Genomic DNA, 19,478 nt, shown 5'->3' on the forward strand with positions numbered 1-19,478 from the left:
GAGTTACTGTACCGCGGGGTGGTAGAAGAACTCATCGGTGATCGGGTCCTCCGTCAGGAAGCCGTACTTGAGCATGATCTCGTTGAGGCTGCGGATCGCATCCTCGGGAATCTCGGCGTCGAAGACGTCGCGCTCGATGGACAGCTTCGCCACCTCTTCGGGGGCTTCGATGAAGTCCATGGTGGCCTCGATTTTCCCGGACTCGTCGGCCATGAACTGTTCCAGCAGGTCACTCATGGCGGCCTGATACCTCGAGATGAGCTCAGCGTTCTCCTCGATGGTGGCGCCGTCGGTGAAGCTGACCACGGTGGGTAGGCCCGGGATGATCTGGTTGGGATGACCGAGGAGGCGATGTCCGTCATCGTTGACTGCCGTGTCGAGGAACGGCTCCGGGACCCAGATGGCATCGACGTTGCCCAGCTCCATCTGCGCCTGCATATCGGGGAAGGCGAGTTCAACGAAACTGACGGCGTCCGGGTCGCCGCCATCCTCGGCCACCGATTCCATGATGGTCACGTCGCCCTGACCGCGCACCGCGTTGACCGCCACGCTCTTGCCCTCCAGATCGGCCCAGGTCTCGATATCGCTGTCGGAGTCGACGACCACGCCGTTCACATCGAGCCCCTCCGGGCGTGAGCTGGAATAGCCCGAGATGACCCGCATATCGATGCCCTGCTCCACGGCCTGAAGGAGATTCGCTGCGTTGCCAATGACCACATCGAGGTCGCCCGATTGCAGGGCCGGGAGCATCGCGGCACCGCCGCCACCGGTGCTGATGGTGACATCTAAACCGTGCTCTTCGAAGATGCCCTGTTCAATGCCGTAGGGAATCGCCGACATGGTCCCGATCGGAATGATGCCCACCGAGAGTGGCATCATCTCTGGGCTGTCTTCCGCTGGCTCGTCGTTGTCGGAGGAGCATCCGGTCATGATGATGAGTGATGTGACGGCCGCGAGTACCGCTGTCTTGTTGAAGATTCGCATGGCTTCTCCTGGTGTGGTGGTGGGCTAGTGAACTCAGAATCGGGTGCCGTGGTCCGTGATAGACGTGCGGAGGTCGCGCATGTTGATCTTGCCCGTGGGTCCTCGGTGGCTGCGCTCCGAGATCATCACAACCCGGGGTTTCTTGTATCCGGCAAGGTGGGCCCCCACGTGCTCAAACACTTCTTGCGCGGTGAGCGTGCTGTTCTCGGAAACCGTCACCGACGCGGCCACCCGCTCACCCCAGGTGGGGTCGTGGACGCCGAACACCACCGCGTCGGTGACGTCGTCCAGTTGCAGGATGATCTCCTCGACTTCACCGGGGAAGACCTTCTCTCCGCCGGAATTGACCACCGAGGAACCGCGGCCGAGCAGCTGAATATAGCGGTTCTGCTCGACCTGGACGTAGTCACCCGGTCGCGCGGTGCGGACGCCGCGGATGATCGGATAGGTTTCTTGTGTCTTGACCGGCTCGTTCAGATATCCGCGCGGCAGGGCGCCCTGGTATGCCAACAGCCCCATAGCGCCGACGACGTCACTGACATCCTCATCGTGATCGTCGAGCACGACGGCGTCCGGGGTGAGCCGAAAGCGTGCGGGAAGGTCGGAGGCCGCATGGGAGAGGGCCATCGCGTACGGACCGCCTTCAGTGGAGGCGAGAATATCGACGATGCTGACCTCTCCCAGGGCGTGGATCCGTGCCTTGGTGTCGTCGCTGAAGCGCATTCCTGAACTGATGACGGATCTCAGAGGCACGTCTTGGGTCCCTGCGTGCTGCTCGAGGGCGTCTAAGAGGGGAAGCGCCACGGCGTCCCCCGCGACCACGAGTTGCGTGACCCGCTGGTCCATGATGAGCCGGGCCGCATCGTCAGGGTTCAGGCTCGCGGCCGGATTGATGACCACGGTGCCACCGGCGACCAGGGTGTTCATGGCGGTGAAGAGCGCGGTGGCGTGGATGAAGGGGGCCAGTGGCAATGTGATGATGGGCGCCTGATCGGTATTCCTGACGAGGTCGATGGCTTGCTCGACGTCGTCGGGATGGTCCCACCCGAGCGGCCCGTAGATCGATTGTTGCTGCACATGGAGCAAATCACTGACGCCCCAGACCACGGCCTTCGGAATGCCCGTGGTTCCACCCGTGAAGACATAGAGCTCGGCATCATCGGGTGGAGGAGTCAGCGGGTCTTGATGGGCACTGTCAGCTGCCGCAGTGGACAGGAACTCGTTCCAGGATGCGCTGGAGAAGGGCGACGGTTGGCTATGCGGGGTGTGACAGTCTGCATCCAAGTGAATCAGAACGTCCGGCAGTGCGGACGGGGAGAGGCTCGTGGTCAGCGATTCCACGACGTGCTGATTCTGGTGTGCGTAGATCAGGCCGCGAGGGGTGCTAGCGGAGATCAACTCGGAGACCTCCCGCGCACCGTAGCGGTAGTTGATAGACACCGGGATCACGCCGATCTTGAGGCACGCGTAGAACAGCACCAGATACTCGGGAGTGTTGTGCAGATAGAACGCCAACCGGTCACCCGAATCGAAGCCGTGATGCTTCAGCGCACGAGCGGCGAACTCCGCATGGCTGCGGAATTCTTGATAGGTCTGCCGGGCGGTGCCCGTCTGCACGGCCGCACGATGCGGATGTTCCTCGGCGATGCGATCCCAGATGCAGGCGTAGTTGGCGAACATGGCGGCCCTACCAGTTTTCCGGCGACGGTTTCTCTGGCGGTCCGGCGGGTTGCATCGCTCTCGAGAGGTCGCGATGCCAGGCGTCGGAGATGTCCTGCTGACTCCAGCCCCCGTCGCGATCGGCGATGGCTTCCTCTCGCGGATGCGCATAGACGATGATTCGGTCTCCGCCTAGTCCCAAGGCTTGGCCAGAGACACCCGCCGCATCGTCGGAGGCAAGCCAGGTCACCAGCGGGGCGACGTCTATGGTGCTTCCCAACCCATGTTCTCGGCGTGCCAACGGAGGCAGGTCGCGACCGGCTTCGACGTCCTTCACCCATCCGCTGTAGGCGGGGATGGTGGCTGTCATCTCCGTCAGGGCCGTGGGGATGATGGCGTTGACGGTGATGTTGAACCGCGCCAGTTCAAGGGAAAGGGTGCGTGCCAGGCCGACCACACCGGCCTTGGCGCTGGAATAGTTGGATTGGCCGAACGAGCCGTACTGGCCCGCGGGGGAGCCGACCAGAATGACCCGCCCGCCGTCCCCCTGCTCCCGAAACTGCTCCGCAGCGGCTTTGGCGCAGGTCCACGCGCCTTTGAGGTGGGTACTGACGACGAGATCGAAATCCTCCTCGGCCATCTTCCAGACAACACGGTCACGAAGGACTCCCGCGTTGGCCACCATGATGTCGAGTCGACCCGTGTGCTCGACCGCAGTCTGCACCAGTTGCTCGGCAGCTGCGAGGGGCCCGATCGCAGCGATGTGCGCAGTTGCCTGTCCGCGAGCCTCGCGGATGTCGTCGACCACCCGGTGCGCGGCTGCCTCATCGACGTCATTGACGATGACGTGTGCACCGGCCGCAGCGAGTGCGAAAGCATAGGCGCGTCCCAGGCCTCGCCCTGCGCCGGTGACTACGGCAGTTCGCCCTGTCAGCGAGTCGGTCTCCACCCGGGATGCAAGGAGACGAAAGTGTGCTGAATCGTCCATCGAGAGCACCTCAATCTGTGAGCTATGTCATATTGAGTTTCAGGCATCCTGATATTAATGTCAAGGATCTGTCGTGACGTGAGCAGCGCAATGACGGCGGATGCGCGGGTGGGGCTGGCCAGAGTGGCTCGCCCGCTACAGTGTTGACCCTCCCGTGAGGGGAGGCGGGAGTATGGACTCATGTTGAAAATTGGCGAATTCGCAGGACTGACCGGGCTGAGCGTGAAAGCGTTGCGGCATTACGACGAGATGGGCGTACTCACCCCGGCCGAGGTGGACGAACGCACCGGGTATCGGCTGTACTCCGAGGGGCAAGTGCGCGACGGCGTCGTGATCCGGACCCTGCGTGACGCCGAGGTGCCGCTGCCGGAAGTTTCGACTGCGCTCGCCCACGGGACTGCCGAGCGGACGCTCGAGGAACATCAGAATCGGGTGCTGGAACAGCGAGAGCTCGAGGACCGTGCATTCGCCGACGCCCACACCGTACTGAGGGCACTTCGCGCACCGATCTCGATCACCGAGCGCGCCATGCCCGCTCAACACTACGTCGGGCAGGTTCTCACCATCTCGACGGATGACGTGGGCGATGACGACGATGACAAGGTCAACGAGGCATTCGAGGCGCTCTATCGGCGGCTCTGCGAGTCCGGCTACGTGCCGAACGGTCCGTTCTGGATGTCCTTGCGACCCGGGGAGCAGGACGATGTGGAGGTGCTTGGTTGTTGGCCGACCGCGGTCGAGGTGCCGATAGAGGTCTGCGGTGCGGAGAGCTTTTCGGCAGCGCTACCGGAACGCACCGAACTGGTGGTTACCTGGCAACCTGGCGACGACGGAGCCGTCCCCACGGGGACCGTTCATCCCGCCGTCGTGGGCCTGTTTGATGCGATGGATGAGCGCGGCGCGGAACTACGTGACGTTGAGGTACGCCAAACGGTGTCGGGACAGGACGCTGACGACTTTACGGTGGAGCTCTCGGTGACGGTGCACCCCGCCGTCGACCTGCGCGACGCTATTTCTTGAACAGGTCGCGCACGTCGAAGGTGGTGCGCTGGTAGACCGCGTTGCGGGCCGCACGCTTCGGGTCACGGAGCCAACCCATGCCCTTCTTCCCGTACCCCGGAATCAGCGCGCGCTTGACCGCGCGGGTCGCTCGCCCGGTGGTGCGAGCGGCAATGGACTTATTGAGCGAGGGCTTGCGCATGCCGAACTTCATGAACTCATGGTACGGCTGCACGGGCCACAGGTCACGGGTTCAGAACGTGAGCATCACTTTGGTGGCGCGGCGCTCGTCCATGGCGCGGTAACCCTCGGCCGCTTCTTCCAGGGGAAGGGTGAGGTCGAAGACGGCACCGGGGTTGATCTGATCGGTCATGATCAGCTCGATGAGCTCCGGCAAGAACCGGCGCACCGGGGCGGGGCCGCCGAGCAGGCTCACGGTGGAGACGAAGAGGTCGATGCCCTCCAGGGTGACCCCGTGGCTGACCCCGACGAAGCCGACGTGACCGCCGGGTCGGGTGGCGTGGATGGCCTGCAGCATGGACTCCTGGGTGCCCACGGCTTCGATGGTGGAGTGGGCGCCGTACCCGCCGGTGAGCTCCTTGATGCGGGCCACGCCCTCTTCGCCGCGCTCTTCGACAATGTCGGTGGCACCGAACTGGCGGGCCAGCGCTTGACGGTCGGCATGCCGCGACATGGCGATGATGCGTTCGGCGCCGAGCTGCTTGGCGGCGAGGATGCCCAGCAGACCCACCGCGCCGTCGCCCACGACGGCGACGGTCTTGCCGGGGCCGGCTTCGGCGGCAACCGCTGCGAACCAGCCGGTGCCGAGCACATCAGAGGCGGCGAGTAGGCTCTTGGTCTGTTCTTCGGTGGGTTCGCCGTCGACCTTCACCAGGGTGCCGTCGGCCCAGGGGATGCGGGCGTATTCGGACTGGGTGCCGATGGAACCCATCATCACCTGGTGGATGCAGCGGGACTGGAAGCCGGCCTGGCAGATCTCGCAGGTGTTGTCGGAGGCGACGAAGGAGCCGACCACGAAGTCGCCGACCTGGATGTCGCGCACGTCGTCGCCGATTTCTTCGACCACGCCGATGTATTCGTGCCCCATGGCGGCGGGGCCGTGGACGTCTTCGGCGCCGCGGTAGGGCCAGAGGTCGGAGCCGCAGATGCAGGCGGCGGTGACGCGGATGATGGCGTCGGTGGGCTCGACGAGGGTGGGACGTTCGATGTCTTCGACTCGGATGTCGCCGGGGGCGTGCAGCATGACAGCGCGCATGGGGTGCTCCTGGGGTGGGGTGCGGTTGGTCTGATATCCATGAAAACACGGACGGCGTACTGCTGGAAGGCCCGGTCGAAACAGGTACCGGCAGGGACTCCCTCCGGCGGGCGGGTCTGGCCTACCGTAGAACGATGGACAACAAGGCCGATGTGCGCGAGTTCCTCACCTCGCGCCGGGCGAAGGTGACGCCGCAGCTGGTGGGGCTGCCCGGCGGCTCGAACCGGCGCGTGCCCGGTCTGCGCCGCAGCGAGGTCGCGACGCTGGCCGGCGTGAGCGTGGAGTACTACACCAAGCTGGAGCGCGGCGCGCTCGGTGGCGCCTCTCCGGAGGTGCTCGACGCCCTAGCCCGGGCTCTGCTGCTCGACGACGCCGAACGATCGCATCTCTTCGACCTGGCGCAGGCGTCCAGCCCAACGGCGCGCCCGCGGCGCCGCAACCGCTTGGTTGAACAGCCGCCCCACGAAAGCCTGCAATGGATGCTCGACGCGGTGACCGCCGGTCCTGCCTTCGTGCGCAATGGCCGAATGGACCTGGTGGCCGCGAATCTGCTGGCCCGTGCCTTCTACCGTGACGTGTACGCCATGTCACCGGACCGGCCGAATATCGCCAGGTTCACCTTTCTCGACGAACACGCTCGCAGCTTCTTCCCGGACTGGGATTTCTACGCCCAGGTGACGGTGGCGATTCTGCGCACCGAAGCGGGACGCGACCCCCATGATGGACGGCTGCAGGATCTCGTGGGGGAGTTGAGCACGCTCAGTGATGACTTCCGCCAGCTGTGGGGCCAGCACGATGTGCGCCATCATGGCACCGGGCGCAAGGTGTTCTGCCACCCCGTGGTCGGTGAGCTGACACTGGCTTATGAAGGGATGAACCTGGAATCCTCGCCGGGGCTCACCCTGACGGTGTACGCTGCCGAGCCCGGTTCCGCTTCGGCCGAACGGCTTCAGCTGCTGGCGTCGTGGGCCGCGAGCCAGGAACTGCCCGGACAAGAGTCTGCGCAGACGGCGCGCTAAGCTCGGCACCATGGCCGAAACCCGCACCGAGACCCATGCCGCGCCCGACCTTGACGACTTCTGGCACCGCTGCCGCGCCGCGCTGGACGGACTGCCGGAGGAGCCACCTGAAGCCTGGGCGTTCGGGGCGACCCCGGAGCACGCCGACGGGCTGCTGGCGCTGGTACTGGCCGGGGTGAAGACAGCGACCTCGTCGTCGCTGTGGGACTGCGAACACACGGGAGAGCCGGTGCCCACGGTGGGCGAGCTGAGCATCATTCTCGACGGACGCGGTGCGCCCCGGGCGCTGCTGGAGACCACGTCCATTGAGGTGGTCCCCTTCGGTGAGGTGACCGAGGAGCACGCCGCGGCCGAAGGCGAGCGTGACCGGACTCTGGCTTCTTGGAAGGCGATCCACGAACGGTATTGGCGCGAGCACTCCGAGAACCCGCGAGGCTACGCCGACGACATGCCCGTGGTGTGCGAACGTTTCCGCGTGCTCTACCCGGGGCCTGGATAACTCTCGGTCAAACTTTGGTCGTGACTTGGGAGTAAGGGTGTTCGCCGCTGAGCGCGAGGTGTAAAGTGCGGTGAATCGGTGACGATGGTCACATGATCCGAGAAGGACAAGGCGAACATCATGAAAAACTTCAGAAAGAAGCTGGCGACGATCCTCTGCGCGGGTGCGCTCGCGTTCTCCGGTGGAGTCATGGCTGCGGCACCCGCTCAGGCGGCTAGTTGCACGAACGCGTCCACATCCAGCAATCAGTGGCGAGACTTGTCGGTGACCTGTTCTGGAAGTGGCTCGCAGTATCGGATTACCGTGACGTGCGCGTGGTACTCGGCCGGCAAGGGCGGTAGTTACTCCAAGTCTTCCAGCTGGGTGAAGAGCGGAGCCCGAGCGACTGTTTCCTGCGGTGCGGCCCATGTGGTGAAGAAGAACCCGCTGTTCAAGGCTCGGTTTCGCTGATCCGTGACGCCGTTGAGGGTGCGGCCGGCGTCGCGTAGATAGGCTGGGTCCTATGACTGAGCCGAACTCCGAGAACTCCGCCCCGAACATCATCGCGGGGATGATGCGCATCGCCGACAAATCCGATGCGGAGATCCGCGCCCTCTACACCGCCGCCCGCGAGGCAGGGATCACCCGGTTCGACCACGCCGACCTCTACGGGTTCAACCATCCCGGCGGCTACCACCACTGTGAGCGCCGTTTTCACGAGGCGTTGCAGCTCGGTGGTGCCGAACGTGAGCAGATCACGCTACAGTCGAAAACCGGGATCATCGATGACCCGTGGGGCTACGACCAGTCCTACGAACACATCGTGGCCTCGGCGGACCGATCGTTGAGCGCGCTGGGCACCGACTACCTGGACGTGCTGCTGTTGCACCGCCCGGATGCATTAGTGGAACCCGAGGAAGTGGCGCGTGCGTTTGACGAGCTGGAGGCGGCTGGCAAGGTGCGCGCCTTCGGCGTCTCGAATCACACCCCCGGACAGATTGACCTGTTGAAAACGGCGGTGACCCAGCCGCTGGTGGTGAACCAGGTGCAGCTGTCCTTGGTGCACGCGCCGATCATTCACCAGGGGTTGACCTCCAACATGCTGGGCGAAGACGGAGCGATCACCCGCGACGGTGGCGGACTCGTGGAGCACGCCCGGATGCACGGGATCACCCTGCAGGCGTGGTCACCGTTCCAGGGCGCGAACGGGGTGTTCCTGGGCTCGCCGGATTACCCGGAACTCAACGCCGAACTGGACCGGCTGGCTCAGAAATACGACGTCACCCCGATGGCGATTGCCACCGCCTGGATCACACGGCATCCGGCGCGGATGGACGTGGTGCTGGGCACGACCACCCCGCAGCGGGTGACGGACGCTGCTGCTGGCTCGGCACTGCCGCTGACCCGCGGGGAGTGGTACGGACTGTTCCGTGCCGCCGGGCACCACCTGCCGTAATGCTCCACACGTCGTTTCCCGCCCACGTCTGAGAGGACACCATGGAGAACAGCACAGCCGCACCGACGGCCCTCCCGTCGTTCGCTCAGCGAGCCCGGCGGTGGGTGGTGATCCTGATCATCGCCTCCTTCTCGTGTGCCGCCATCGCGGGCATCATGGTTCTCTTCGGCGACGTCAACTCCGAACCCGCCTACCAGGTGCTCGCCAGCACCGCACTCATCGGCGTGTTCAGCATCGCCGTGTTTTGCGGTGTGGTGCTGGCCGGAAAACGCTGGCAGCCCTTCGGCTGGGTGACGGTCACCGTGGCCATCCTTACCCTGATCTGGTGTCTCAGACTGGTGTGGGGCGATCCGAGCTGGGATGAACCGACCTTCGAGGTGACGGCGACCGCCTGCGTGGTGACCGCGGCCCTGTCGGTCGCCTCGCTCCTGCTGTTGCTCGCCGAGCACCGCATCCGCGCCGTGCGCACCGGGCTGTTCGCCACCCTCGGGCTCATTGGGGTCGGGGTGGTGATGGTCCTGATGCCGGTCTGGGGTCTGGAACTGGATGACTTCGACTGGTATCTCCGGACTGCGGGAGTGATCTGGATTCTCGCCGCGCTCGGCATCGTGGTGTTGCCCGTGCTGAGCTTCGCGCTCACGAACGCTCAGGCCGGTCCCGCTGACGCAGCGGTGGCACGGTTGTCGCCCGCCGCGGTGGACCATATCGAGGCGGTGGCTCGGCGTGAGGGCATCAGCCCGGATGCCCTCATTGCCCGAGTGCTCCCCTCAGACGCCGAGCCGCGCCAGTAGCCCCTCGCGGACGGCGGGCCACTCTTCCGCCACGATGCTGAAATAGTCGACGTCGACGATAGACCCGTCTGCCGATCCCCGGAAGTTCCGCAGCGTGCCCTCGAAGTGTGCACCCAGTTTCGCGATGGCGCGGTGGGAACGAGTGTTGCGGGAGTCGCAGCGCAGCGCCACCCGCTGCAGCCCGAGCTCGTCGAAGGCGTGGGCGAACATCAGGTACTTCATGGTCGGATTTACCGTGGTGCCCCAGACGCGTGGGTCGAGGAACGTGGAGCCGACCTCCACCCGCAGCCCCGGCACCAGGTCGTAGAACACGGTGCGTCCGACGACGTTGCCCTCGAACTCCACCGTGAAAGCGAGCACGGTCTCCGATGCCAGCATGGGGGCGTGCAACTCGTTGAGCGCGGCCGGGGTCTCGGGGAAGGGGTCGGCCATTCCGGCCCACATCTCCGGGGACAGGGTGCGATGTAGCGCCTCGGCGTCGTCGAGGGTGAGCGGGCGTAATCGTACCGGGCCGCGGGTGAGGGTGAGCGTGTGCTGCATGGGGCGACGGTAGCATGCAGTCCATGAGGATTCTGATGGTGGGCGCCGGTGGCACCGGCGGCGCATTCGGCACGTATTTACACGAGGCCGGACGCGAGGTGACCTTCCTGGTGCGCCCCGAGCGCGCGGAGCGACTGCGCCGTGATGGCCTGCGCTTCGTCTCCCCGGGGCTGGACCGCACCCACCCGGTGAACGTGCTCGTGCGGGGCGAAGAAACAGCACCCTTCGACCTGGTGGTGCTGGCGGTGAAGGCCACGGCATTGGATTCCGCGCTGGACGACATCGCGCCGTATGTGGGTCCGGACACCCTCATTCTGCCGATCCTGAACGGGATGGCGCATTTGGATCTCGTGGAGCAGCGCTACCCGGGGCGCACGCTCGGCGGGTTCGTGCGCATCGTCGCCACCCTGGACGGGGACACCGTTCACCAGCTGACGCCGCTGTGCGGGCTCACGGTGGGGTCGCTCACCGAAGAGCCGCTACCCGCTGCGGTGGTGGAGGCACTGGATGTGCCGGGCATCGATTTCGCGGTCCGCGACGACATCCGCTCCGCGCTGTGGGAGAAGTGGATGTTCATTGCTGCGGCGGGCGTGACCACCTGTCTGTTCCGCGGGCCCATCGGGGACATCATTGATGCTGGAGGACTCCCGCACATCCACGCCGCGGTCCAGGAGCTGGAAGCCGTGGCGGCGCACGCTGGATATCCGGTGGCGGAGGCGGCGCAACAGGCAAGTCGAGCGATGCTCACCGAGCCCGGGTCGGAGTTCACCTCGTCGCTGTACCGGGATCTGGTGGCCGGGCACCGCACCGAGGCCGAGCACTTGTTGGGCGATCTCGCGGACCGGGCCCGGGTGCTCGGGGCGGACACCCCGCTGCTGGACCTTGCGCTCGTCCAGATCAGAACGGTGAGCCGCTCAGCCCGGCCGGAGGCTTAAGAATCAGTGGATCTCGGGGTTGCCGCCGAGGGCGCGCTCCAGCGGGATGGATCCGTCCTGCCACGGGGTCAGCGCCCACACCACGAGGTAGAGCCCGACGCCGACCACCGGCAACAGGAAAGAGACGAGCACCAACAGTCGGGCGAGCCAGACGTTGATGCCCACATGCTGGGCGATGCCGCCGGCGATGCCCCCGGCCAGGCGGGCCGGGCCGCGGCGGAATCCGAGACGGCGGATGGACGTGAAGAGTTTCTGCATACTGACGACGGTACGCGGTGCCGGGCGGCGACGCCATGGGGAACACCCCCGGATCACCCGGGAGGAACCGGGGCGATCTCGACCATGGACCCTTACCTTCGCCGGGTGTCCGGGTCCACCATGGTGGGGAAGCAAGAATGCTTCCGTCGAGATTTTTAGGAGGATCACGTCATGCGTGCTGCACGCTACTACGACCGCAAAGACATCCGCATTGAAGACATTGAGGCCCCCGTGGCCGGCACCGGCGAGGTGCTGATCGACGTCGCCTGGTGCGGGATCTGCGGCACCGACCTCCACGAATACCTCGACGGCCCGATCTTCGTGCCGCCAGCAGGCCACCCGCACCCCATCTCGGGCGAATCCGCGCCGGTGACGCTCGGTCACGAGATGTCCGGCACCGTGGCCGCACTCGGTGAAGGCGTCACCGATCTGGAGGTCGGCCAGCACGTGGTGGTCGAGCCCTACATCATCCACGAGGAGTACTACGGAAAAGAGAACTACCAGCTCTCGCCCGATATGAACTTCATCGGCCTGGGCGGCCGTGGTGGCGGGCTCGCCGAGCAGATCGCCGTGGACCGGCACTGGGTGCACCCCATTTCCGAGAAGGTGGGTCTGGATGAGGCCGCACTGATCGAACCGCTCTCGGTGGCCCACCACGCGGTGAGCCGTTCCGAGGCCGCAGCGGGCGACGTCGCCATCATCGGCGGTGCCGGGCCGATCGGTGTGCTGACGGCCGCGGTGCTGAAGGCGCTGGACGTCACCGTGATCGTGTCCGAGCTGTCCGAACTGCGGCGTCAGAAGGCGTTGGAGACCGGCGTGGCCGACTACGCCTTCGACCCGCGCGACGTGGATGTGGCCGAAGAAGTGCGGAAGCTGACCGACGGTAAGGGTGCCGACGTCGGCTTCGAAGCCACCTCGGTGGACGTGGTGTTGAACATGCTTTTCGACGCCGTGCGTCCCGGCGGCGTCATCGTCAACGAGTCGATCTGGGGTCACCGTCCGGAAGCGGACCTGGCCACCCTGGTGCTCAAGGAGCTCGATCTGCGCGGCACCATCGGCTATTCCTTCGACCATGCGGCCACCATCAAGCTGGTGGAAGAAGGCAAGATCGACCTCAAACCGTTCATCACCGGCAAGATCGGGTTGGAAGGACTCATCGACGAAGGGTTCGACACCCTGATCAACCGCAACGAGACGGCGGTGAAGATTCTGGTGTCGCCGTCGGGCAAGGGGCTGTAACCCCCCTCGCTCATTGCGGATTCGCCGGGCAGATTTTGCGGATTCGCCGGGTGCGCGGACGCGGTCAGGTCGGTGTGACCGACTGCCGCAGCAGCGTGCGCATCCACTCGGGGCGGTGCATCTGACGTCGCTGAAGTACACCTCATGGTGGGTATAGCACAGGCGCAGCCCTTGGGCGGGGATGAACTCGTGATGCATGCGCTCGAGCGCGTCCGCCTCGTCGTCCAGGGGCTGCCATGATCAATTTCTGCTCTTCGGTGCGGGCATTTCGCCCGCGAGGCATGACGTCATCGCAGTATGTATACTGATCTACCTACTTGCATTCATGATGCGCGACCACAGAAGAGGACCACATGACCTCGGAGCGGATTTCTGCCCGCACGAAGCTGCTCGGTGCGGCATCGCGGCTGTTCTACACGGACGGACTTACGGCCACCGGAATCGACACCATCACCGCCGAGGCGCAGGTGGCGAAGAAGAGTCTGTACAACAACTTCTCCTCCAAGGGGGAGCTGGTGGGTGCCTACATTGACGAGCGCCACCAGGAATGGCTGGTCCTCTATCAGCAGCGCGTCGATGCTGCCTCGTCACCGTCGGAGGCGGTGCTCGCCGTATTCGATGCCTACATCGACCATGGCGAACGCGAAGCGGAGCTGGGTTTTCGCGGGTGCGGGTTGCTCAACGCCGCGGCAGAACTCACCGCCGGGTCCGAGGGGCGTGAAGCGGTGCGTGCGCACAAGGAACAGGTGGAGCAGATTCTGCTCGAGCACCTGCGGGACATCGTCGACGACGAACGTGCGGCCATCTTGGCAGAACACTGTGCTTTCCTGTTGGAGGGGGCGATGATGCGCGCCGGACTCGAGGGCCAGACAGTGCGACTCTACCGGGCCCGCGAACTGGCCGTCGGACTGCTGGCAGGACTGCGGTGAACACCGGGCGCGGAGCCGGACTCGCCGCTATCACGGTCACCTCCCTGCTCTGGGGAACCACCGGTACCGCCGCGACTTTCGCACCGAGCGCCGGCCCGCTGGCCATCGGCGCTGCCGCACTCGGCGTGGGCGGGCTGCTGCAGGCGCTCATTGCCATTCCGGCGCTTCGTACGGCGCGGCCTCAACTGCAACAGCAACGAAGTCTGGTGCTGATCGGCGCGCTCGCGGTCTTCCTGTATCCGCTGGCGTTCTACAGCTCCATGCACACGGCCGGGGTGGCCATTGGTTCTGTGGTGTCGCTTGCCTCCGCGCCACTGGCTTCCGGGGTGTTGGAGCGCGTGGTGGAAGGCCACGCCCTGAGCCGGTGGTGGATGCTCGCCGCCGGACTCGGCATCACCGGCAGCGTGATGCTCTGCGTCTCGACCATGAACGACGCCACCCGCGGGCTGGCCCCGACCCTGCTGGGGGTGGCTCTCGGGCTGGTCGCCGGCACCACCTACGCCCTGTACTCCTGGACCACTCACCGACTCATGAGTTCCGGGGTGAGCCGAGCGGCCTCGATGGGGTCCGTGTTCGGTCTCGGCGGTGCCCTGCTCTTACCGGTGCTCTTCATCACGGGCGCGCCGCTGATCGGCTCACCGCAGACCTTCGCAGTGGCAGCCTATATTGCCCTGGTGCCGATGTTCCTCGGGTACCTGCTCTTCGGCTTCGGACTCACCCGCGTGTCGGCGAGTACTGCCACGACAGTGACGCTCACGGAACCGGCCATCGCCACGCTGCTGGCCGTGCTCATTGTGGGGGAGCGGTTGACCCCGCTGGGCTGGATCGGGCTGGCCCTGATGACGTTGGTGCTGGCCCTGCTCACGGTGGCTCCCGCGGCGGAATACCGGGCCACCGTGAGCCGTTGATATTCAGTGTGATGGCGGAAAACTCAGTACACACAGAGTCGGGCGTCCGGGATGTGACGGTGCTGGTGATCGGCGCCGGTCAGGCGGGGCTTTCGGCGGGCTTCCACCTGCAGCGCTCGGGCTTCGACAGTGCCCTCGAGCACCCCGACGGCGCGCACACTTTTGTGTTGCTTGATGCGAACCCGGGCCCCGGCGGCGCCTGGCAGCACCGTTGGGAATCATTGCGCGTCGGCACCCTCAACGCCATCTTCGATTTGCCCAGGATGCCGAAGCCGCAGATGAACCCACAGGAACCCAGCAATCAGGCGGTGCCACGGTACTTCGGGGAGTTTGAAACTCAGTTCAATCTGGCGATTCTGCGCCCGGTCACGGTCGAGCGGGTCACGCGCGACGACGCCTCCGGCCGGCACGGTTTCCTTGTGGAGACCTCGCAGGGCACCTGGCACGCGGAGTACCTGATCAACGCGACCGGCACCTGGAACAATCCGACCCTGCCGGCCTACCCCGGAGCCGACACCTTCGAAGGCCTGCAGCTACACACCCGGGACTACACGAGCCTGGAGCAGTTCCGAGGGCTGCGCACCGCGATCGTAGGCGGCGGCATCTCGGCGCTGCAACAACTCGAGGAAATCTCGCGGGTCACCGATACGGTCTGGTACACCCGCACACCGGTGAAATGGATGTCGGACGAATTCGACATGGAATATGGACGCGACGTGATCCGGCGCGTGACCGCCGACGTCGAAGCCGGACGTCCCACCGGCAGTGTGGTCTCCTATACCGGGCTACCCCCGGATGCGCCTTATACACGCGCTGCACGCGAACGCGGAGCCCTGAACCGGCGTCCCATGTTCGCTGCTATCGAGCCACACGGGGTGCGCGAGGCGGATGGGTCCTTCACCTCGGTCGACGCCATCCTCTGGGCCACCGGCTTCAAGGGGGACCTGCGCCACCTGGAAGACCTGCAGCTGCGCACCGATCTGGGTGGGGTGAAACTGCGTGGCACCCAGGCCGACGCTGAGCCGCGTCTGCACCTCATCGGCTTCGGCCCATCGCAGTCGACGGTCGGTGCCAACCGGGCCGGCCGCGACGCCGTGCGCGCCATCGAGAAGCAGCTCGCCCACGACGTCGTGACAGTTTCGACCCCTTGAAACACTGCGTAGACTAGTGGTATGGAATCAAATCTTCCTGAGGTGCTCAACGCAGCCCGGTCGTTGACCCGGGCTGAGCGTGCTGCCGTCGCTCAGGAATTGATCTCCGAGCTCACGAACCACGAATACGAGGACCTGCGTTCCGCCGATCTACGCGCCGTATTGGAACAGGGGCTCACGAAGCTCGAATCGGGTCAGGGCATCCAGGCCGCCGTGGACCACGTGGACGACCACCTCAACCAGGCAGGTCGCTCCGCGGCCGAGTCCGCCTCAGAGTAACGGGCCGTGCGGCCACCCTAGGTGAACAGGGTGATTCCGTAGAGCAGGAACAGCAGCACATGAGCAGCACCATGTAGCGCACTGACCTTCTTGCCCGCGAAACTCGTGAGCGTCAGCAGTAGGGTGACGGCGAACAGAGCCAGCCCGGTCGGATCATCGCCGAGTATCACCGACTGGCCGGTGAGCAGCCCGATCGTCAGCACCGCGGGGATCGTCAGCCCCACCGTGGACACCAGGGCGCCGTGGCAGAGGTTGCTCACGCGCTGGATCTCACCACCCCAGGCCGCGCGGAACGTCGTGATCGTCTCCGGCAAGAACACGATCATCGCGATCAACACCCCGGAGAGGGCCACGGGAGCCCCCAAGCGGTCCAAACCGACGTCGAGCAGGGCTGCCATGTCGTGGGAGAGCAACACAATGGGGATCACCGTGAGCACCAGCACCACCGCCCGGCTGAGAATCTCCGCTCGGTGCATGCGCAGCACCTCGGTGACACTCGCCGCATGGGAACCGTCGGAGCCCGGCGCTCGACCCGAAGGGTGAGCGAGGTCGACTTCCTGGAAATCGCGGCGTTGCGGGCCCATCTGCCGGTACAGGAAGAATCCGTACAGCAGCACGGTCAGCACCGCGACCGGCACGGCCTGGCCCGCCGTGTACGCACCCTGTTCCCCGATCAGCTGCGGTAGCGCAAAAGCCACGGTCCCCAACACCACCAGCAGTGACAGATACGCGGACACCCCGGTGCTATTCGGTTGCAGGTTCGCATGGCGGGATCCGCCCACCAGCAGGGCCACCCCGACCACCAGGTTCAGGATGATCATCGACACCGCCAACACCGAGTCGCGCGCAATGGTCGCATGATCGCCGGGGCCGAGCATCACCGCCGAGATCAGGATGACCTCGATCAGCACGATGGACAGGGTCAACACCAGGGTGCCGTAGGGGTCGCCCAGCCGGTGCGCCAGATGCTCCGCCTGGGTGACCACCCCGAAGGCGCAGACCACGATGACGCCGATGATGACCGCGAGCACGGTAAACAGTGTCCACGTGGCCAAAGATCCTGCGTCACCGAGCAGCGGGCCGGCGAACACCAGGAGAGCGAAAGCACCCCAGCCGAGGGCGAGACGAGCGAGGTCGCCGCGGGTGAGAACGGTGCGCAGGGTGGAGGAGAAGGTCACAGAGGTCACGATGTTCGACCGATTCTGCAGGGTCGTCCCAGCTCGTGAGGGTTACCGTGCGGGTCGTCCCGCCGGATACGTACCCATCCAGCTTCTCATACCGACCCGGTCGGCTTATCGTGTCCGTCCTCACAGTTAGATTCAGTTGTGACAACATCCTTTGGTCCTTCAGGGGTTTTCATGTCCGACATAGAAGAACGACAGTCTCGATCGATTCCCGTGCTGGCGACGGCGGATCGTGAGTATCCGGGTCTATATGACTGGCAGCGTCAGGCACTGCAGCTGTGGCGCGCGAGATCCTGTCAGGGCGTGGTGGAGGCCGTGACCGGCGCCGGCAAGACGCGCCTGGGAATCGCGGCCTCGTATGAAGCGCTGCGCACCGGTATGAAGGTGTTGATCCTGGTTCCGACGCTGGAGCTGCAGCAGCAGTGGGCGGCCTCGGTGCGTCGGGATCTGCCCGGCGTGCGCATCGGGCGGCTGGGCGGAGGCCGTGACGATTCCTTCTCGTCCTGTGACGTGCTGATCGCCATCGTGAATTCGGCGGCCGAGCACGAGACGTTGCGCCAGTATCAGGACGGTCTCATCATCGCCGACGAATGTCATCGCTACGCCGCAAAGGTCTTCCATCGCGCCCTGCAGCAGACATACGCATGGCGGCTGGGGCTGACGGCGACCTACTCACACGCTGGCAACAGCGCTCCGTCCCTCGACCGGTACTTCGGCGGGGTCATCTACCGCATCTGGTACGACGAGGCGCTGAGACAGGGTGTCATCTCGCCTTTCGATATTGCTTTGGTCGGCGTTCGGCTCCCCGCAAACGAACAGAGTCTCTACGAAACCCTGGCTGAAGATATTTCCAAGGACCAGCGGTCGCTGAGAAATTACGTCGATGTCGATGATGCCGACGATTCTGCCTTCTTTGAACTCGTCAAGAAGTTGGCAGGGCAGGAACATGGACGCCCGGAGTCAGCGGTTGCGCGACGCTTCTTGAAGAATATTTCGGCACGGCAGCAATTGCTGTCTGAATCATCAGCGAAGCTTGATGCTCTGCGCCGGTTGACGCCTGCGATTCAAAGCGCCGACCGCTCCCTGATATTTGGCGCGTCGCAGCTCTCCGCTCTGAACTCCGTACGTGTTCTCGAGTCGAATGGCATCACAGCTGGCGCAGTGATGTCGAGCATGTCGAAAGCCGACCGGGTGATCACGATGAGCAGGTTCGCCGAGGGCCGACTCGATGTACTGTGTGCCCCACGCGTATTGGATGAGGGCGTCAACGTCCCCGCAGCGGAACTGGCTGTCATCACCGCAGGGACGCGGGTGGAACGCCAGCTGATTCAGCGTTTGGGACGTGTGATTCGGCGTCGTGAGAACGGTGAACGCGGACGCCTGGTGTACCTCTACGCGCGAGGGACCATCGAGGACCCTGCGCAGCAGGGGAACTTTCTTCCCAATGTGTTGCCCTTCGCGCGGAAGTTTTCGTACTTCGACTTGGAACGGCACCTGGACGAGCTCCTGGCTTTTCTTGCGCCCGAGATGCCTGCTGCTGTGGTGCCGCAACCCGCGGACGAGACCCCGCGACCGGACCCGATCATCGAGGTGTCCGACGTCGAAGAATCTGACGTCGAGCTGTGGATGCCGTGGGACGACGAGGACGGCCCTGAGGAACAACTGTCATCCCTCATCCTCACTGACGACATCGTCGCTGACTACTTGCGACGTGCGGCGAGCTACCCCTTGATCGACGCCGACGAGGAAGTGACGCTGGGGCGTGCCATCGAGGTGGGGCTGACGGCACAGAAGCGGCTCGAATCGGCGGCGAGACTTCCGCGCAGGGAGATCCGGTTCTTGGAGCGTTTGGCTGCCGAAGGACGTGATGCGATGGATCGGTTCGTAAACAGCAACCTTCGTCTGGTGGTCAGTCTGGCGAAAAAGTACACGAGGCGACACGCACCGTGGGGGATGGACTTCATCGATGTCATCCAAGAAGGAAATTTTGGTCTGATCCGTGCGATTCAGAAGTGGGACTATCGGCTCGGCCTCAAGTTCTCGACATATGCCACCTGGTGGATCCGCCAGTCCATCGCGCGCGGACTCGCAGATAAAGATCGGCTGATTCGGCTTCCGGTCCATGTCGTTGAGAACCTGACGAAAATCAGGACAGTGGATCGATCCCTGGCAGAGCAACGGGGGTCACGACCCACGTCGAAGCAGTTGTCCGAAGAGGTTGGCTTGCCGGAAGAAAAGATCGAGACTCTTCTGGCCGCCGACAGCAGAGTTCTTTCCCTGGCGCGGGAGCAGCTGGTCGATGGGGTATTCGAACGGCTCGAGGACATTCTGGTTGATCTGGAAGCATTCTCCACGGACGAGATTATTTGTGAGTCGCAGAGATAAGTGGCGTGGTTTTCGCAGCG

General features: G+C 64.8%; 20 protein-coding genes. 12 read left to right on the forward strand and 8 right to left on the reverse strand.

The genetic code is table 11. The features are described from left to right. Positions 1-3: 3 nt before the first annotated feature. The 3 genes from O1A05_RS06075 to O1A05_RS06085 are packed head-to-tail and all read right to left on the reverse strand — an operon-like array spanning position 4 to position 3,631. Complete coding sequence (locus tag O1A05_RS06075) at positions 4-984, reverse strand: ABC transporter substrate-binding protein (protein WP_270107156.1); 981 nt, start codon at positions 982-984, stop codon at positions 4-6. Between the two features lie 33 nt (positions 985-1,017). Next, complete coding sequence (locus tag O1A05_RS06080) at positions 1,018-2,664, reverse strand: AMP-binding protein (RefSeq protein WP_270107157.1); 1,647 nt, start codon at positions 2,662-2,664, stop codon at positions 1,018-1,020. A gap of 7 nt (positions 2,665-2,671) precedes the next feature. Next, the gene (locus O1A05_RS06085; protein ID WP_270107158.1) at positions 2,672-3,631 is read right to left on the reverse strand and encodes an SDR family NAD(P)-dependent oxidoreductase; all 960 of its coding nucleotides are present in this window, start codon (positions 3,629-3,631) and stop codon (positions 2,672-2,674) included. 180 nt (positions 3,632-3,811) lie between these two features. On the opposite strand from O1A05_RS06085, the gene O1A05_RS06090 reads away from it, so the two are divergent. Next, positions 3,812-4,651 carry a MerR family transcriptional regulator gene (locus O1A05_RS06090; protein ID WP_270107159.1) on the forward strand — a complete coding sequence of 280 codons (840 nt, stop codon included), beginning with the start codon at positions 3,812-3,814 and terminating at the stop codon, positions 4,649-4,651. Here the strand turns inward: O1A05_RS06090 and O1A05_RS06095 are convergent. Beyond that, a complete protein-coding gene (locus O1A05_RS06095) occupies positions 4,641-4,844 on the reverse strand; it encodes a hypothetical protein (RefSeq protein WP_270107160.1) in 204 nt (67 codons plus the stop codon). The two genes, O1A05_RS06090 and O1A05_RS06095, sit on opposite strands and share 11 nt — an antisense overlap. A 39-nt stretch (positions 4,845-4,883) precedes the next feature. After that, positions 4,884-5,906: a zinc-dependent alcohol dehydrogenase family protein gene (locus tag O1A05_RS06100; RefSeq protein WP_270107161.1), complete on the reverse strand. Its 1,023-nt coding sequence runs from the start codon at positions 5,904-5,906 to the stop codon at positions 4,884-4,886. A 134-nt stretch (positions 5,907-6,040) separates the two neighbouring features. Between O1A05_RS06100 and O1A05_RS06105 the strand changes: the two genes are divergently transcribed. The 4 genes from O1A05_RS06105 to O1A05_RS06120 all read left to right on the forward strand — a co-directional run bounded on the left by O1A05_RS06105 (position 6,041) and on the right by O1A05_RS06120 (position 9,650). After that, positions 6,041-6,925, forward strand: a complete 885-nt coding sequence (locus O1A05_RS06105; RefSeq protein ID WP_270107162.1) for an MmyB family transcriptional regulator — start codon at positions 6,041-6,043, stop codon at positions 6,923-6,925. A 10-nt stretch (positions 6,926-6,935) separates the two neighbouring features. Next, positions 6,936-7,424: an ASCH domain-containing protein gene (locus tag O1A05_RS06110; RefSeq protein ID WP_270107163.1), complete on the forward strand. Its 489-nt coding sequence runs from the start codon at positions 6,936-6,938 to the stop codon at positions 7,422-7,424. A gap of 502 nt (positions 7,425-7,926) precedes the next feature. Next, positions 7,927-8,859: an aldo/keto reductase gene (locus O1A05_RS06115; protein ID WP_270107164.1), complete on the forward strand. Its 933-nt coding sequence runs from the start codon at positions 7,927-7,929 to the stop codon at positions 8,857-8,859. Positions 8,860-8,900: 41 nt separating this feature from the next. Continuing rightward, complete coding sequence (locus tag O1A05_RS06120) at positions 8,901-9,650, forward strand: hypothetical protein (RefSeq protein WP_270107165.1); 750 nt, start codon at positions 8,901-8,903, stop codon at positions 9,648-9,650. Here the strand turns inward: O1A05_RS06120 and O1A05_RS06125 are convergent. Then, a complete protein-coding gene (locus O1A05_RS06125) occupies positions 9,627-10,190 on the reverse strand; it encodes a GNAT family N-acetyltransferase (protein WP_270107166.1) in 564 nt (187 codons plus the stop codon). The genes O1A05_RS06120 and O1A05_RS06125 overlap by 24 nt on opposite strands. A 23-nt stretch (positions 10,191-10,213) precedes the next feature. On the opposite strand from O1A05_RS06125, the gene O1A05_RS06130 reads away from it, so the two are divergent. Then, a complete protein-coding gene (locus tag O1A05_RS06130) occupies positions 10,214-11,125 on the forward strand; it encodes a ketopantoate reductase family protein (RefSeq protein ID WP_270107167.1) in 912 nt (303 codons plus the stop codon). Positions 11,126-11,128: 3 nt separating this feature from the next. On the opposite strand, the gene O1A05_RS06135 is transcribed toward O1A05_RS06130, so the two are convergent. Further along, on the reverse strand, positions 11,129-11,383 hold the full coding sequence (locus O1A05_RS06135; RefSeq protein WP_270107168.1) for a PspC domain-containing protein: 255 nt from the start codon (positions 11,381-11,383) through the stop codon (positions 11,129-11,131). A gap of 171 nt (positions 11,384-11,554) precedes the next feature. On the opposite strand from O1A05_RS06135, the gene O1A05_RS06140 reads away from it, so the two are divergent. The 5 genes from O1A05_RS06140 to O1A05_RS06160 all read left to right on the forward strand — a co-directional run bounded on the left by O1A05_RS06140 (position 11,555) and on the right by O1A05_RS06160 (position 15,889). Continuing rightward, a complete protein-coding gene (locus O1A05_RS06140; RefSeq protein WP_270107169.1) occupies positions 11,555-12,622 on the forward strand; it encodes a 2,3-butanediol dehydrogenase in 1,068 nt (355 codons plus the stop codon). Positions 12,623-12,975: 353 nt separating this feature from the next. After that, complete coding sequence (locus tag O1A05_RS06145; RefSeq protein WP_270107170.1) at positions 12,976-13,551, forward strand: TetR/AcrR family transcriptional regulator; 576 nt, start codon at positions 12,976-12,978, stop codon at positions 13,549-13,551. Next, a complete protein-coding gene (locus O1A05_RS06150; RefSeq protein ID WP_270107171.1) occupies positions 13,548-14,459 on the forward strand; it encodes a DMT family transporter in 912 nt (303 codons plus the stop codon). The genes O1A05_RS06145 and O1A05_RS06150 overlap by 4 nt, the downstream gene beginning before the upstream one ends. A gap of 11 nt (positions 14,460-14,470) precedes the next feature. Next, complete coding sequence (locus tag O1A05_RS06155) at positions 14,471-15,610, forward strand: NAD(P)-binding domain-containing protein (protein WP_270107172.1); 1,140 nt, start codon at positions 14,471-14,473, stop codon at positions 15,608-15,610. Between the two features lie 21 nt (positions 15,611-15,631). Then, a complete protein-coding gene (locus tag O1A05_RS06160; protein WP_270107173.1) occupies positions 15,632-15,889 on the forward strand; it encodes a hypothetical protein in 258 nt (85 codons plus the stop codon). A gap of 17 nt (positions 15,890-15,906) precedes the next feature. Here the strand turns inward: O1A05_RS06160 and O1A05_RS06165 are convergent, their stop codons facing one another. Beyond that, complete coding sequence (locus O1A05_RS06165; protein WP_270107174.1) at positions 15,907-17,076, reverse strand: calcium:proton antiporter; 1,170 nt, start codon at positions 17,074-17,076, stop codon at positions 15,907-15,909. A 171-nt stretch (positions 17,077-17,247) separates the two neighbouring features. Here O1A05_RS06165 and O1A05_RS06170 point away from each other — a divergent pair, with 171 nt between their 5' ends. Next, positions 17,248-19,458: a sigma-70 family RNA polymerase sigma factor gene (locus tag O1A05_RS06170; RefSeq protein WP_270107175.1), complete on the forward strand. Its 2,211-nt coding sequence runs from the start codon at positions 17,248-17,250 to the stop codon at positions 19,456-19,458. Positions 19,459-19,478: the final 20 nt, after the last annotated feature.

Source organism: Citricoccus sp. NR2 (assembly GCF_027594385.1).
GTDB lineage: Bacteria > Actinomycetota > Actinomycetes > Actinomycetales > Micrococcaceae > CmP2.